Consider the following 14507-nt stretch of genomic DNA (forward strand, 5'->3'; position numbering starts at 1 on the left):
GCCGAAGATTGAGGAGTGGGTCGACCGGTCGCAGCACGCGGTGCGAGCGACAAGCTCCACGCACGCCTCCAGTTACTGGGGTTCACCGGGGACGAGCGGACGACGCGGCGGGCGGTCGCGCGAGCGAAGGGGACGGTGGCGGGCGGCCACCGTCGTACTTACCGGCCGTGGATCGCCGAGCCCGGTCCCTGGTTTCAGTTCGACTGGGGATGGGGCCCGAAAGTGCCTGGTCCGGGCGGTGGAAGCGAACGCGAGACGCCGTTGTTCTGCGCGTGGCCGGCGTGGCCGGCGTGGCCGGCGTGGCCGGCGTGGTCCCGCTTGCGGGTGGTGATCCCGGTCTGGGACCGGACCCTGCCCGCGATGATCTCGTGCATCGACTCCACTTCGCGGGCGATCGGCGGGGCACTGACCTGTCTCCTCACCGGCAACGAGAAGACGATGACCATCGACCGGGTCGCCGGGATCGCGGTCCGTCTCCTCAAGTTGTGGCCGCAGGGCGCCACTGCGGCCTGCAAGTGCCCGCCTGCGTCCCGTTGGGCCCCGAGTCCAAGTGGGGGCAGGGAGGCCACCGTCCGTATCGCGAAGACGGACCTGATCCCGACCTCCGCGAACCCGCGGGAGAAGCACAGCAGCTTCGCCGAACTCCGCGGGGCCTGCGCGATCTTCTGGCGGCAGGTCAACACCCGCGTCCACCGCGAGACAGGCGGGGCACCGGCCTCCGCGCTAGACGGTCGAACGCACCCGCCTGCACCCGCTGCCCCTCACGCCTTCAGCTTGGGTCGGGCAGCAACCTTTTCGGGAGCGGCGGCAACCAGTACTGCAACGGTGCCTGTCCAAGCCCGCGCCCGCACCGCTGCCTGCCCTCGCGTCCAAGTCCCTTGCAACCAAGGGACTTGGAGCCGCCTGGTTTCAGCCTGTGAACGTTTCTGCTCGCGGATCTTGCGCGAAGTATTGACGTCATTCATGGGATATCTAGCATTCTCCCGATCGACACTTCGACCTATGTTCGATATATCGGACGACGGCATCCCGGCAGCCCCTGACGGGGAAGACCGGAACCGCTTGCTCAAGGATGACGAGGTCCTTATGCGCAGACGTAGTTCCAACCGCAGACGCCCGTCCGCGGTGCTCGCCGCCGTGGTTGCGGCCCTGGCCGCGTTGGCGGCGCTGCTCGTCGCCGGCCCGGCTCAGGCGGCCACCACCAGTGACGTGCGCGGTGTCGATTCCGGCCGGTGTCTCGATGTGGCGGGCTTCAGCCAGACCGACGGCGCGAACGTGCACATCTGGGACTGCCACGGTGGAGTCAACCAGCAGTGGACGTTGACGGACAGCAGCCAGCTGACCGTGTACGGCAACAAGTGCCTGGATGCCCGGGGCGGTGCCACCACGGCCGGGACCCCGGTGCAGATCTGGACGTGCAACGGCAGTGACAACCAGCAGTGGCGGGTGAACCCCGACGGCACGATCGTCGGCGTGCGGTCCGGGCTGTGCCTGGAGGCCTCGGGCTGGGGCAAGACCAACGGCACGGAGGTGCGGCTCTGGTCGTGCCACGGCGGCGCCAACCAGAAGTGGACCGGTCTGTCAGGGGCGAACAACATGTGTGCTCTTCCGTCGACGTACCGCTGGACATCGACCGGCCCGCTGGCGGAGCCGAAGGCGGGCTGGGCCTCGCTCAAGGACTTCACCAGCGTCGTCTCCAACGGCAAGCACGTCGTCTATGCCACCACGCACAACACCCTCGCCGGTGACGACGGGCGCTGGGGACTGACTACCTTCAGCCCCTTCACGAACTGGTCCGACATGGCCACCGCCACCCAGAACACGATCCCCTTCGACGGCATCGCGCCGACGCTGTTCTACTTCGCCCCGAAGAACCTCTGGGTGCTCGCCTACAACGGGGGTTGGCCCTACAGCTTCTCCTACCGCACTTCGAGTGACCCCACCAACCCCAACGGCTGGGGCCCGCAGCAGGAGCTGTTCACGGGCACCCTCCCGAAGGGGGGTCCCCTCGACGTGACCCTCATCGGCGACGACACGAACATGTACATGTTCTTCGCCAACGACGAGGGCGACATCTATCGCGCAAGCATGCCCATCGGTAACTTCCCGGGCACCTTCGGCTCGGTCACGAAGATCATGAGCGACACGGCGCTCAACCTGTTCGAGGCGCCGGAGGTCTACAAGGTCCAGGGCCGGAACCAGTACCTCATGATCGTCGAGGCCCAGAACTACACAGGGTATGGCCGCTACTTCCGCGCGTTCACGGCCACCAGCCTCGACGGCACGTGGACACCGCAGGCCGGGGCCGACACCGTGACCAACCCCTTCGCCGGCAGTGCCAACAGCGGCGCGACGGCCTGGACCAGGGACATCAGCCACGGCGATCTGGTTCGCACCAACCCCGACCAGACCAAGACCATCGACCCCTGCAACCTCCAGTTCCTCTACCAAGGGCGCGACCCCAGCACCGACGGCATGGACTACGGCCTCCTGCCGTACCGGCCGGGTGTGCTGACGCTGCAGCGCTAGCCGGTGGCGTGACACAGGTCCGGCTCCGGTGTTCCTGACGCTCGCGGGCAACGACGTACGCCGAACCGGGTGAGCGTCACAGCGAGCGATCAGGAACGGGTGGAGTTGGAGCGGCGGGCTCGGTGCAAGGCCGAGCCCGCCGCCACACCCCCTGATCACCCCCGACCGGTGGCGAGCCGACTTCGCCAAGCTCGACATCAAGGACCACGTCCGCCCCAAGATCCTCAAGGACAACGCGGTGCGGGCCCTACGACTCGACCGAGAGGGCACCCGATGACCATCTCCATTTCCTGGAAGACCTGTCCGGAGTGGAGGGCGCTCAGCTGGACGCCAGTCTGGATCGACGTCACCCAATCGATGACCAACCAGTTCGCCGACCCCACCGGCGATTACCGAGGGCTTCGGTGTCCACATGACCCCAACCGCGAGCTTTTCCATCACCACGCCTTACAGCCTCATGGCTCGTGGTACTCGCCTTGTACGCCCCTGATGCCACTGCGAGCAGCCGTGACGCTTTCAGTTCGGTCTCCCGCCACTCCGCCTTGAGGTCCGAACCCCAGGTGATGCCCGCGCCCATGCCGAAACGCAACACTTCTTCCGTGCGGCAGATCCAGAAGGTACGAATGCCCACCGCGAGCTCGCCCGTGCCGCGGCCCGCGTCGACCCAGCCGATACCGCCGCAGTACGGGCCCCGGGGCGCGGTCTCCAGCGTGTCGATGATCCGCAGAGCGCTCGGCTTTGGGTGCGCCGGTGACCGAACCAGGCGGGAAAGCGGCAGCCAGCAGCTCCGGCCAACCAGCCTTCTCGCGAAGTTCGCCGCGCACGGTGGAGACCAGGTGGACCAGGCCGGGATGGTTCTCCACTGCGCACAGGTCGGGCACGCTCATGCTGCCGGTGGCGCAGACGCGGCCGAGGTCGTTGCGGACCAGATCCTCGTCGGTGACGACCCCGCCTCGGAGGTCTACGTACGACAAGCGCCGCCAGGCGGCCGAGGTCGGCCTCGTCGACATCCACCGACGGTTCCCCGCCACGGTGACCACAGTGACGGAACTCGCCGCCGACCCCAACGTCTCGGGCATCCTCGTGCAACTCCCGCTGCCGCCCGCGATCGACGCTTCGGCCGTGATCGACGCCATCCCCTGCACAAGGACGTCGACGGGCTCACGACGACCCTCACTGACGGCGAGATCTGCGAAGCCGTCGAGCGGCTCACCGCACGAGGATTCCTCGAACGCGTAGGCGAGGACGGCGTCTCCATTGATCCCGTCGTGATCCGCGTGATCGACCGGCGTGAGTTGCCCGCCCGTTTCCTCATGGATTGGAACGCGGCGAAGGTCAGAGCGCCGATCCCAGGGCCGCCTCCTGAGGCAGCTGCAGAGACATCCACCGGGTAACGGACGGACATCCCCGTGCGTCAAGAGGACATGCCCGGTTTCCATCGGAGCGGAGGACCATGCCGAAGAAGCGCAAGAAGGACCGGAAGGCGCGCAAGCAGCGCGTACCAGGTCAGGCCGCGACGGTCGCTGAGGCCGACGAATCCCTCTATGACGAGGAGTACGACGAACTCGAGGCCGATGAAGACCGCGACATTTTCGGCTGGTTCACTCAGATCTACCCGACGCCCGCCGATGCGGTGCGCGCAGCGTGCTCGGGGGAGCAGGTGAAGTGGCACGGGCGAGTCGAGGGCGGCCTGATGCGGCACCGCGTACTTGGCGGCGAGAATCCGGTCGTTGAGCAGGTCGTCTTCATGGACGGTTTCCTCGCCTCGGCCTCCTGCTGCGGCTGGCTCCAGGCCGAGGACACCGCGCAGGCGGAGCGGGGAATCCTTACTACCCTCGCTGAATTGCACGAAAGCTGCCGGCCGGTTCTTGAAGCGGAGATCCGTACGTCCCGTGCCTGACTACCGAGCGCCACAGCTGCGCCCCTTTTCCGAGGAACCAGGTGACGACCCGCTGGCGTTCCCCAGGTTCGGCCACGACGGGGAGAGGAGTGACGGGGAGCAGCGTGCCAATCGGACGCCAGACAGTACGCTGAGTCCAGCGGGATCGGGCCCGCAGCACAGTGTCCAGTGTTCGGGAGGTGCTTCATGACGGCCGAGATGATGACGCCGGCGTGGATGCATGAGCAGATCACGGCGGAGGAGTACGAGTCCTGGTCCGAGGAACAGTGCGCCGGAATCGAGATCGTGGACGGGATGGTCGTTGTGAGTCCGAGTGCGTCCAAGCGGCACAACCGTCTGGCCCGGATTCTGGCGAACGCCCTGGATGGCGCTGCGGGCCCGGAGTGGAACGCCGACACGGACTTCGACGTCCGGCTCCAGGACGTCCCACTTACCAATCGCCGTCCGGACGTCGTCGTGTACCGCGCAGAAACGATCGACATCACACCCACCCGCCCTGAGCACGTGCTGCTGGTCGCGGAAGTGGTGTCGCCAGGCTCGGAGACCACCGACCGGATCGTGAAGGTCGACCAGTATGCCAAGGCAGGCATCGGCTTCTACTGGCGGATCGAGCAGGCCGCGACAGGCGTTCCTCTCGTGTACACCTACGTTCTCGACCCCGCGACGAGAACTTACCGGGACGGAGACGTCTTCATCGGCATCCTCAAAGCGTCGGCCCCCTTCCTGGTGGAGATCGACCTCGGCCAGATCTGACCCCCATGCTGCTCAGCATGGGGTGGCTTTGTGTAGTCCCAGGAGACTCCCTGTTCCTGCTCCGGCTCCAGCCGTGCGGCGACTACCGCCACCCTGTTCTGCACGAAGCTGGTCAGCAGACGGAGCCCGGTGAATACGGGTCTTCGAAGTTGAGCGGTGCGGTGGCTCGGTCTACGGATGGGACGTCACAGTAGGTGTTGGGCCGGGGGGCTTGGCCCTGGATGCAAGATGCCCGGGCCCTGCGTGATCATTTATGTTCTCTCCGCAGAACGATCACGCAGGAGTCATAAGCTTGCTTTATCGACGGGCCCACCGGCCTTCTGCCTCAAGGCGGCGGTGAGGAGAACTGTCAGGGTTCCCCGGCATGTGTTTCGTCGGCAAGAAGGCCCAGCAGGATGATGTCGAGCGCCCCGGCGATGCGCTCGTGCAGGTCGAAGGGGGCCGGTTCCTCGCGGATCCAGCGCAGGATCGTTGAGAAGTAGCAGGCGGCCAGCAGTTGGCCGGCCTGATCGCGGTCGACGCCGGCCCTGATCTCCCCGCGTTGCCGCCCTTGCTCGACGATCCTGGCGAGTTCGTTTTCCAGAGACCGATCCTGCAGAAGGCTGCCGTACCGCGCGGAGGCGTCCATCAGGACGGTGGTCTCGGCGCGGGAGGCGACGTTGAGGTCGGCCATCGCCTTCAGGTAACGGCGCAGCCGGTCGCCGACCGGCAGGTCCTCGGCGTGCTGGGAGCCGAGGATCTCGTTGACGCGGGCGCGGCGGCGGACTCCCCATTCTTCAAGGAACCCGACCTTCTGTGAGAAGTGGTTGAAGACGGTGGCCCGGGCGACGTCGGCGGTTTCGGCGATCTGGTCCATGGTCGTCGCCTCGTACCCCTGGGTGACGAACAGGTGCAGCGCCGCGGCGTAGAGCTGGTCGCGCGCCTGCTGTCGCTTGCGTTCCCGCCGTCCGGCGGGCGGCGCTGCGGGCACGACTTCGACTCCGGCCTCCGGGATCTTCATGGCCTCCAGTACAGCACATGGCTGCACGGGTATTGACGCCACCACACGACCTTCTTAGATTGTCACCCATTGATGGACCTCAGTCCAATAATGTACCTAGGTCTCGCTATCTGATGCGGGGCGAAACAGGAGGCAACGTGGCTTCCGTGGCATCCCGAACAGGCTGTGTCGAGCTCGGACACGGCTGTTACGCCTGGATCGCGGACACTGTCGGATGGGGCATGAGCAACGCCGGGCTGATCACCGGCGGGGGCGAGTCACTGCTCGTCGACACCCTCTACGACCTGCGGCTGACCAAGAACATGCTCGACGCGCTGACGCCACTGACCGCCACCGCGCCGATCGCCACCGTGGTCAACACCCACGGCAACGGCGACCACTGGTTCGGCAACCAGCTCGTGGTCCACGCCGAGATCATCGCGGCCCGCGGGTCCGTGGCCGACATGCGTCAGGTGGGTCCGGCCGAGATGCTGGCACTGACCGGCATGGACAGCCCCGCCGGACACTTCGCGCGACGGATCTTCGGCCGCTTCGACTACACCGGCATCGAACCCGCCCTCCCGAACCGGATCTTCGACGGCGAGACAGTCCTGGACATCGGCGGCACCGAGGTCCGCCTCATCGACGTGGGACCCGCGCACAGCGCCAGCGACACGATCGTGCACGTGCCGCAGGCCCGGACCGTCTACACCGGCGACATCGTCTTCGCCGGAGCAGCGCCGATCGTCTGGCACGGCCCCTTCGCCCACTGGCTCGCTGCCTGCGACCTGCTGCTGGGCCTCGACGCGGACACCGTCGTGCCCGGCCACGGCCCCGTCACCACCAAACAGGCGGTCCGTGAGATCCGCGACTACCTGGAATACGTCCATGAGCAGGCCACCGCCCGGTTCACCGCCGGTATGCCGGTCATGGACGCGGCCTGCGACATCCGCCTCGGCCGCTTCGCGGACCTGCACGAGAGTGAACGCCTGGCCGTCAACGTGCACACCGTCTACCGGGAGCTCGACCCCAGCCTGCCCCCGCTCGACGGCCCCGGGCTGTTCGGCTGCATGGCCGAACTCTGCCCCCGCCTCTGACGACGCCCCACCCTCCGCCGACCGGCGCACCGCCCCTTCCGGTGCGTACTCCTCGCCGTCCCCTCGGGCCATACGTCCCGCCAAACCCTGCAAGGAGGAGACATGGTCTCCGCCCCCTCCTACGACCCATCCGCCGCCCCGTCGCCAGATGCCACACCGGCCCCTACGGCACGCCACACCCGCACGATCATCGCCGGCTGTCTGGCCGTCTGCCTGGCCCAGATCGGACTGGTCCTGCCCGCCGCGATCAACGGCGTCATGCAGCGCACCCTCCACGCGTCCGGCGGAGAACTGACCTGGATCAGTGACGCCTTCCTGGTGCCCGCCGCCGTCCTCGCGCTGACCTTCGGCGTCGTGGGCGACCTGTACGGCCGCAAGACACTGGTGGTGGGCGCGGCACTGGTGTCCGCCGTCGGCTACCTGGTGTCCGCCACCTCGGACTCGGCAGCCCAGCTGATCACCGGTCAGGCGATCTCCGGCATCGGAGCCGCCGCGCTCTTCCCCGCCTCCCTGTCCATGATCACCGCGGTCACGACCACCCCGGCCGCACGGGCCAAGGGGCTGGCCTCCTGGACCACGGCCCTGTCGCTCGGCGCCTTCCTCGCCCCCCTGATGTCCGGCGGGATCGTCGAACACGCTTCCTTCCAGTGGGCGTTCGGCGTGACCGGCGTGCTCGCCGTGATCACCGCGTTGGGTGCCTGGCTGCTGGCCACAGAGTCCAGTGCCCCCGAGGGCCGCTCGCTCGACTGGCCGGGCCAGATCGCCATTGCCGTGGCCATGCTCGCCCTCCTGTACGGCATCATCCAGGGCCCCTCCGGCGGCTGGAGCTCGACACCCGTCGTCGCGTCCTTCGTCGCCTTCGCCGTGTTCATCGTCGCGTTCGTGCTGGTGGAGAGCCGCAGCGCGGCCCCGATGCTGCGCCTGGAGCTGTTCCGCATCCCGGCCTTCGCCGCGTCGGCCGCGATGGCGGTGATCGGCATGTTCGGCTTCCTCGGCGGCGCGTACGACCTGAGCATCCGCCTCGGCGTCATCCAGCACCAGAGCCCCTTCCAGGCCGCAGTGCCCTTCCTGATCATCCAGGGCGTCACCCCGCTCATCTGGCCGCTGCTGGTCCGCCTGCTGCACCGCGTCGGCCCCGGCCCCATGCTCGTCACCGGGTTCGTCTCACTGGCTGGAGCCCAACTGTGGCTGCGGGCGGTGCCGGTCCACGAAAGCGGCCTGATCCCCCTGCTCGGGCCGCTGGTGCTCAACGGTGTCGGCTTCGGTCTGGTCGTCGCCGCCCTCACCGCCGCGGCCGTGAACGTCGTACCGCCCAAGCTGACCGGCATGGCGGGCGCCACCACCAGCCTGGTCCGCGACCTCGGCCAGACCCTCGGCCCCGCCATCGTCGGCGCCGTCGCCCTCGGCATGGCCGCACGTCAAATCACCGGCAGCCTTGCCGACGCGGGCCTGACCCCCAAGGAGCACGGCATCGCCTCCACCGTCCTGCACGAGGGCGGCCCGCTCGCGCTGCACACCGCCGACCTCGGCCCCCTCAGCGCCAAGCTCGCTCCGTACACCACGGAGGCACTTGCCCGCGGCTACAACAACGGACTGATCCTCACCGCCGTCGCCTGTCTGGCCGCCGCCGTGATCGCCGCCGTCTTCGTCGGCTTCCGGCCCAGCGGCACGCGGCCGGCCGAGGCGGAAGGGAGCGCGGCATGAGGTTCGCGACCTTCGTCCACGACGGGAAACGGCAGCCGGGGACCGTCGCCGGCAACCAGGTCCACCCGTTCGAACACCCCGTCGAACTATTGGATCTGGTCATGGAGGGCGAGCAGTCCCTGCGCGGGGCGGGCGAACGCGCCCTCACCGGCTCCCTGCCGCTGCCCCTGGCCGACGTACGGCTGCTGCCACCGCTGCGACCGCCGACCGTCCGCGACTACATGACCTTCGAGAGCCATGTCGCGGGCATCGCCCAGGGATACGGCGACACCGTCCCCGACGAGTGGTACGAAGCCCCCGCGTTCTACTTCACCAACCCGTACTCGATGATCGGCGCCCACGACGACGTGCCGGTACCGCCGGGTTGCGTACGATTCGACTTCGAACTCGAAGTGGCCGCCGTCATCGGCAAGCCCGGCCGGGACCTGACCCCCGAGCAGGCACGCGGGCACATCCTCGGCTACACGATCCTCAACGACTGGTCCGCCCGCGACCTGCAAGGCCGCGAGATGAAGGTCAAACTCGGCCCGGCCAAGGGCAAGGACACCGCCACCACCCTCGGCCCCTGGCTCGTCACCGCCGACGAACTCGAACCCCACCGCAACCCGGAAGGCTTCCTCGACCTCGCCCTGACCGTCCAGGTCAACGGCGAGACCGTCGGCCAGGACCGACTGGCCAACATGGCCTGGACATTCGAGGAGATGGCGGCGTACGCCTCCCGCGGCACCTGGATCCGCCCCGGCGACGTCCTGGGCTCCGGAACCTGCGGCAACGGCGGCTGCCTGGCCGAACCCTGGGGCCGCAACGGAACCTTCGAACCCCCGCCGCTGGCCCCCGGCGACATCGTCACCATGACCGTCGAGGGCATCGGCACCATCAGCAACACCGTCGTTGAGGGCGTCGCCCCGGTGCCTCTGCCACCTGCCCGCCGCAGCCGATGACCACCGTGCGCTGAGCTCTGGCACCACCCCGGTGCCGGACACCCCGTCCGGCACCGGAGAAAGGCATGAACAACGTGGACAAAGTCATGGCCTCGGCCGCCGACGCGGTCGTCGACATACCGGAAGAGGCGTCGCTGGCGGTGGGCGGCTTCGGGCTGTGCGGCATACCCACCGTGCTCATCGGCGCTCTGCACGCCCAGGGCGCCGGCGGCCTGAGCGTGGTCTCCAACAACTGCGGCGTGGACGGCCAGGGCCTCGGCATCCTGCTGGCGGCCGGCCGCATCGTCCGAGTGACCGGCTCCTACGTCGGCGAGAACAAGGAGTTCGCCCGCCAGTACCTCGCCGGTGAACTGGAAGTGGAACTCACCCCGCAGGGCACCCTCGCCGAACGGCTGCGCGCCGGCGGCACCGGCATCCCCGCCTTCTACACCCCGGCCGGGGTCGGCACCCAGGTCGCCGACGGCGGACTGCCCTGGCGCTACGGCCCCGACGGCAGCGTCTCCGTCGCCTCCCCGCCCAAGGAGACACGGGAGTTCCGCGGCCGGACGTACGTCCTGGAGGAGGCCATCACCGCCGACTTTGCCCTCGTACGGGCCGCCCGCGGTGACCGCCACGGTAACCTCGTCCTCCACCACAGCGCCTCCAACTTCAACCCCCTCGCGGCCATGGCCGAACGGACCACCATCGCCGAGGTCGAGGAGCTCGTCGAACCCGGCGCCATCGACCCCGACGCCGTCCACCTGCCCGGCATCTACGTCGACCGGATCGTGGGCCCGTCCCCGCCGACGACAAAGGCATCGAGAAGCGCACCGTGCGCGAGCGTGAGGAGCGGTACTGATGGCCTGGACCCGCGACGAAATGGCGGCCCGCGCCGCACGCGAACTGCCCGACGGCTCCTACGTCAACCTGGGCATCGGACTGCCCACCCTCATCCCGGGCCACCTCCCGCCCGACGTCCACGTGGTGCTGCACTCGGAGAACGGCATCCTGGGCACCGGCCCCTATCCGGCGGAGGACGAGGTCGACCCCGACCTGATCAACGCGGGCAAGGAGACCGTCACCGTCCGGCCCGGCGCCTCCTTCTTCGACTCGGCGCTATCCTTCGGGATGATCCGCGGCGGCCGCATCGATGTGGCCGTGCTGGGCGGCATGCAGGTTTCCGCGGCCGGTGACCTCGCCAACTGGACCGTACCCGGCAAGACGATCAAGGGTATGGGCGGTGCCATGGACCTGGTGCAGGGCGCCCGCAAGGTCATCGTCCTCATGGAGCACACCGCCAAGGACGGCTCCCCGAAGATCGTCGACGAGTGCACCCTCCCGCTGACCGGGCGCGCCTGCGTCCACCGCGTCATCACCGACCTCGCCGTCCTCGACATCACGGCCGACGGCCTGTCCCTGGTAGAACTCGCCCCTGAAGTGTCCCTCTCGGACGTTCGCGAGCGCACCGAACCGGAGGTGGGAATGGCACTCTCCGTCCCCCACGGCTGACTCCGCCACCAGGAAGAACCTCCGAATGTGTCCTGTCCTCACCCGACCCCTTCAGCAGGCAGCGGCTCACCGGGGCCGACTGGCGCCGCTTCCTCCATATACCGGAGGGACCGCGGCCGTCGGCGGACTGATGTGTACTGGGACCACGAAGGCCCTCCCGGATCGGCAGGATTGATCACGACATCACACAGGCCCTAGTGAGATCGTCGCCGCCAGCGGACTGTCCACCGGGGCGGTCTACAGCTACTTCCCCAGCAAGAACAACCTGGTGGCGGCCGTCTGCGAGAACGCCGTGGACAACCTCATCGACCTCGCCAGCATCCGCGACGCGGCCGAACTGCTCGACCGGGTCCGCGCCCGCCACGGCGACCACGCCCGGCTGATGGCGCAGGTCTGGGCCGAAGCCGCCGTCTCTCCCGACCTCGCCGCCCAGATCCGGGCGCAACTGGCCAAGGACCAGGAGAAGGTCGCCGGGCTCATCCGCCAGGACCGCTACGCCCGAGGCCTGCCCGACTCGCCGGACTGCTCCGGCGTGGCCGGCGCACTGCTCGCCATGCTCACGGGATATTCGCAGCGCCTGGCCATCGGCCAGGACTTCGACACCCCCGCCTTCCGACAGACCCTCCAAACCCTCCTCGGCGACGCGACCTGAAAGAACAGATCCACGCAGACAGAGCCGCCTCGCGTCGAAACGTCTTTCGGCAGCGGCACACGGCAGGCGGCCCACCGCCGACGACGCCGGGCCAAACCCCAGCATGCGCTTTGAATTCGACGCCCGTTGCCGCAGTCCTGTCTGTGGGAACGGGTATGCCACGTTCAGGCATGCGGCAGGAGCTGTTCCACGCCGACCTCCAGCGCCTCTTCGTCCAGCCAGGGCGGGTTCGCGCCGGAGACTGAGCAGGTCAGGGCGGCGACGCGGGCGGCGAAGGTGCAGGCGTCGGTGAGGTCGTCGAGGTTCAGCCGGTCGAGACGGCCTCCGAGGTGTCCGAGGGCGGCGAGGCGGTGGAGCAGGCCCGCGGTGAAGGAGTCCCCAGCGCCGACGGTGTCGACGACGTCCACGGCCGAGGTCGGGACGGTGACGCGGTGGCCGTCGAGGGAGGCGAGGGCTCCGCGCCCGCCGAGAGTGATCACGACCAGGCGCGTGCCGGCGGCGTGCCAGGTGTCGCACGCCTCCTCGGGGTCGGCACCGGGAAGCAGCAACGCGAGATCGTCCTCGCTGAGGCGAAGGATGTCGGCGAGGGTGCACCAGCGGGGAAGCCGTTCGCGGTAGACGGAGGGCGGTACGAGCAGGGGCCGGACGTTGGGGTCGATGGACCAGGTGACGTGCTCGCGCGCCCTGGCGAGATTGTCCTCGATGCGGCTGCCGCCGGGCTGCTGTATCAGCGCCAGGGAGCCGGTGTGCAGGCAGGCCGCATCGTCCAGCCGGGCGCCGGCGAGTTCGTCGTCGGTCCACTGCCAGTCGGCGGCGCTGTCGGCATAGAACGTGTAGGTGGCCTGGCCGGAGTCGTCGAGGTCGGCGACGGCGAGGGTGCTTGGCTCGGTGGCGGCGGTCACGCTGCCGGTCAGGTCGACGCCGGAGGCACTGAGGCGGGCATGGAAGAGGGCGCCGAAGACGTCGTGGGAGAACCGCCCGAGGAAACGAGTCCGGATACCGAGCCGGGCGAGGGCGACGGCGGTGTTGGCGGGGCCGCCACCGGGCAGGGCGCGCAGCGCGAGTTCATCGGAGCTGGACCGGGCGGGGTCGGTGAAGGCGTCGGCGACGCTCTCGCCGATGACGATGACGATGACGATGACGATGACGATGACGATGACGATGACGATGACGATGACGATGACCGGGGCCTGGGGCCGGGCCACGGTGACTGTCTGACTCTCCCAGGAAGAACGCAGGTCGCGAAGGGCACCGGGACGGTGGCCTGATGCAGCCCTTGCACGGGTATTGACATGCCGCTCAAGGCGGACGTAACTTCCCTGCCACAAGGAAGTAACGCGCGTTATTAAAGCGCGTAACCGGAGACGGTGTCTCGCCTCCGGCCGGCCGAAAGGGACTGGAAGTGGCCACGAACAAGACGCATCGCGTGACCATGAGCGATGTGGCGCTCCACGCGGGTGTCTCGCGGACCACCGTCTCCTTCGTCCTCAACGACAAGCCCGGCGCCGCCATCCCCGAGGAGACCCGTCGGCGGATCCTGGCGGCGATCGACGAGCTCGGCTACCGGCCCAACGCCGGGGCGCGGGCGCTGGCCGCGAACCGCAGCGGGTGGTTCGGGCTGATCACCGAGATCGTGACCGGCCCGTTCGCGGGGGAGGTGATCACGGGCGCGCAGAGCCGCGCCTGGGGTGACCGGAGGTTCCTGCTGATTGCGGCGAGCGAGGGCGACCCCGCCCAGGAGGCCGCCGCGCTCGACCAGATGCTGGAACACCGCGTGGAAGGACTCCTGTACGCCACGACCTGGCACCGCGCCGTCACGCTCCCCAAGGCCGCCCGCGAGGTGCCGACGGTGCTCGTCAACTGCTACGACGCGGAAGGTGAGTTGCCGTGCATCCTGCCCGACGAGGTGTCGGGCGGATACAAGGCGACCCGCCGGCTCCTGGACGCCGGTCACACCCGCATCGGGTTCATCAACCTCGACCCGGCGATCCCGGCCGCCATCGGCAGGCGCGAAGGATACGAACGTGCCCTGCGCGAGGCCGGGATCACCCCCGACCCCTCCCTCGTTCTCCCCGGCTGGGCGACCGCCGACAGCGCCTATACCGCCGCCTGCGAACTGCTGGACCGCCCGCCCGGCGACCGGCCGACCGCGCTGTTCTGCGGAAACGACCGGATGGCGATGGGTGCGTACGACGCGATCAAGGAACGTGGGCTGCACATCCCGCACGACGTGGCCGTGGTGGGGTTCGACAACCAGGAACTCATCGCCGCCTATCTGCGGCCGAAGCTGACGACGCTCGCCCTGCCCTTCGAGGCCATGGGCACCAAGGGCATCGACATGCTCGCCGCTCTCGCAGCGGGGCAGCCGCTCGACACCCATCAGGTGACGATCGACTGCCCGCTGCTCGAACGCTCGTCGGTCTGACCGCTAATCAGTCCGCCGAGGAATCCCATCCCGTCTTCG

Annotated in this window: 13 protein-coding genes and 4 pseudogenes; 13 read left to right on the top strand and 4 right to left on the bottom strand. The window is 68.6% G+C overall.

The annotated features are described in order from the left end of the window. Positions 1 to 194: 194 nt before the first annotated feature. Entirely contained in the window at positions 195 to 482 is a 288-nt protein-coding gene (locus H4687_RS44850) for a hypothetical protein (protein WP_192781790.1), read from the bottom strand. 604 nt (positions 483 to 1086) lie between these two features. Between H4687_RS44850 and H4687_RS44855 the strand changes: the two genes are divergently transcribed. After that, complete coding sequence (locus H4687_RS44855; RefSeq protein ID WP_192781791.1) at positions 1087 to 2529, top strand: non-reducing end alpha-L-arabinofuranosidase family hydrolase; 1443 nt, start codon at positions 1087 to 1089, stop codon at positions 2527 to 2529. A gap of 148 nt (positions 2530 to 2677) precedes the next feature. Next, positions 2678 to 2806 (top strand): annotated as a pseudogene (locus H4687_RS44860) (4-hydroxyphenyl-beta-ketoacyl-CoA hydrolase); the annotation flags it as partial. A gap of 69 nt (positions 2807 to 2875) precedes the next feature. On the opposite strand, the pseudogene H4687_RS44865 reads toward H4687_RS44860, so the two are convergent. Next, positions 2876 to 3461, bottom strand: a pseudogene (locus tag H4687_RS44865) (chorismate-binding protein); the annotation flags it as partial. A 7-nt stretch (positions 3462 to 3468) separates the two neighbouring features. On the opposite strand from H4687_RS44865, the gene H4687_RS44870 reads away from it, so the two are divergent. The 3 genes from H4687_RS44870 (at position 3469) to H4687_RS44880 (ending at position 5182) form a co-directional block, all read left to right on the top strand. Further along, positions 3469 to 3768 (top strand): tetrahydrofolate dehydrogenase/cyclohydrolase catalytic domain-containing protein, encoded by a 300-nt coding sequence (locus tag H4687_RS44870; RefSeq protein ID WP_199813419.1) that lies wholly within the window; start codon positions 3469 to 3471, stop codon positions 3766 to 3768. 214 nt (positions 3769 to 3982) lie between these two features. After that, positions 3983 to 4429 carry a hypothetical protein gene (locus H4687_RS44875; protein WP_046916618.1) on the top strand — a complete coding sequence of 149 codons (447 nt, stop codon included), beginning with the start codon at positions 3983 to 3985 and terminating at the stop codon, positions 4427 to 4429. Positions 4430 to 4615: 186 nt separating this feature from the next. Beyond that, positions 4616 to 5182, top strand: coding sequence for a Uma2 family endonuclease (locus H4687_RS44880; RefSeq protein WP_046916617.1), 567 nt, complete (start codon positions 4616 to 4618; stop codon positions 5180 to 5182). Between the two features lie 349 nt (positions 5183 to 5531). Here H4687_RS44880 and H4687_RS44885 read toward each other — a convergent pair whose 3' ends face one another. After that, positions 5532 to 6182 (bottom strand): TetR/AcrR family transcriptional regulator, encoded by a 651-nt coding sequence (locus tag H4687_RS44885; RefSeq protein ID WP_046916616.1) that lies wholly within the window; start codon positions 6180 to 6182, stop codon positions 5532 to 5534. A gap of 221 nt (positions 6183 to 6403) precedes the next feature. On the opposite strand from H4687_RS44885, the gene H4687_RS44890 reads away from it, so the two are divergent. The 7 genes and pseudogenes from H4687_RS44890 to H4687_RS44915 all read left to right on the top strand — a co-directional run bounded on the left by H4687_RS44890 (position 6404) and on the right by H4687_RS44915 (position 12043). Next, a complete protein-coding gene (locus H4687_RS44890; protein ID WP_225967021.1) occupies positions 6404 to 7258 on the top strand; it encodes an MBL fold metallo-hydrolase in 855 nt (284 codons plus the stop codon). Between the two features lie 102 nt (positions 7259 to 7360). Then, the gene (locus H4687_RS44895; protein WP_046916614.1) at positions 7361 to 8962 is read left to right on the top strand and encodes an MFS transporter; all 1602 of its coding nucleotides are present in this window, start codon (positions 7361 to 7363) and stop codon (positions 8960 to 8962) included. After that, a complete protein-coding gene (locus tag H4687_RS44900) occupies positions 8959 to 9903 on the top strand; it encodes a fumarylacetoacetate hydrolase family protein (RefSeq protein ID WP_046916613.1) in 945 nt (314 codons plus the stop codon). Before H4687_RS44895 ends, H4687_RS44900 begins: the two co-directional genes overlap by 4 nt. Before the next feature lie 74 nt (positions 9904 to 9977). Continuing rightward, positions 9978 to 10741, top strand: a pseudogene (locus H4687_RS44905) (CoA transferase subunit A). Continuing rightward, positions 10741 to 11391, top strand: coding sequence for a CoA transferase subunit B (locus tag H4687_RS44910; RefSeq protein WP_046916611.1), 651 nt, complete (start codon positions 10741 to 10743; stop codon positions 11389 to 11391). Before H4687_RS44905 ends, H4687_RS44910 begins: the two are co-directional and overlap by 1 nt. 199 nt (positions 11392 to 11590) lie before the next feature. Next, a pseudogene (locus tag H4687_RS47855) lies at positions 11591 to 11659 on the top strand (TetR family transcriptional regulator); the annotation flags it as partial. Further along, positions 11660 to 12043, top strand: coding sequence for a TetR family transcriptional regulator C-terminal domain-containing protein (locus H4687_RS44915; protein ID WP_233443684.1), 384 nt, complete (start codon positions 11660 to 11662; stop codon positions 12041 to 12043). It begins immediately after the preceding pseudogene. A gap of 164 nt (positions 12044 to 12207) precedes the next feature. On the opposite strand, the gene H4687_RS44920 is transcribed toward H4687_RS44915, so the two are convergent. Beyond that, entirely contained in the window at positions 12208 to 13188 is a 981-nt protein-coding gene (locus tag H4687_RS44920) for a carbohydrate kinase family protein (protein ID WP_192781846.1), read from the bottom strand. Positions 13189 to 13445: 257 nt separating this feature from the next. On the opposite strand from H4687_RS44920, the gene H4687_RS44925 reads away from it, so the two are divergent. Further along, on the top strand, positions 13446 to 14468 hold the full coding sequence (locus H4687_RS44925; RefSeq protein WP_079028238.1) for a LacI family DNA-binding transcriptional regulator: 1023 nt from the start codon (positions 13446 to 13448) through the stop codon (positions 14466 to 14468). Positions 14469 to 14507: the final 39 nt, after the last annotated feature.

Origin of the sequence: Streptomyces stelliscabiei (assembly GCF_014873495.1) — a bacterium.
GTDB classification, from domain to species: Bacteria; Actinomycetota; Actinomycetes; order Streptomycetales; family Streptomycetaceae; genus Streptomyces; species Streptomyces bottropensis.

Coding starts and splice junctions, on each gene's coding strand:
- H4687_RS44890 (WP_225967021.1), top strand. CDS start 6,404: ATGAGCAACGCCGGGCTGATCACCGGCGGGGGCGAGTCACTGCTCGTC.
- H4687_RS44900 (WP_046916613.1), top strand. CDS start 8,959: ATGAGGTTCGCGACCTTCGTCCACGACGGGAAACGGCAGCCGGGGACC.
- H4687_RS44880 (WP_046916617.1), top strand. CDS start 4,616: ATGACGGCCGAGATGATGACGCCGGCGTGGATGCATGAGCAGATCACG.
- H4687_RS44875 (WP_046916618.1), top strand. CDS start 3,983: ATGCCGAAGAAGCGCAAGAAGGACCGGAAGGCGCGCAAGCAGCGCGTA.
- H4687_RS44885 (WP_046916616.1), bottom strand. CDS start 6,182: ATGAAGATCCCGGAGGCCGGAGTCGAAGTCGTGCCCGCAGCGCCGCCC.
- H4687_RS44855 (WP_192781791.1), top strand. CDS start 1,087: ATGCGCAGACGTAGTTCCAACCGCAGACGCCCGTCCGCGGTGCTCGCC.
- H4687_RS44895 (WP_046916614.1), top strand. CDS start 7,361: ATGGTCTCCGCCCCCTCCTACGACCCATCCGCCGCCCCGTCGCCAGAT.
- H4687_RS44910 (WP_046916611.1), top strand. CDS start 10,741: ATGGCCTGGACCCGCGACGAAATGGCGGCCCGCGCCGCACGCGAACTG.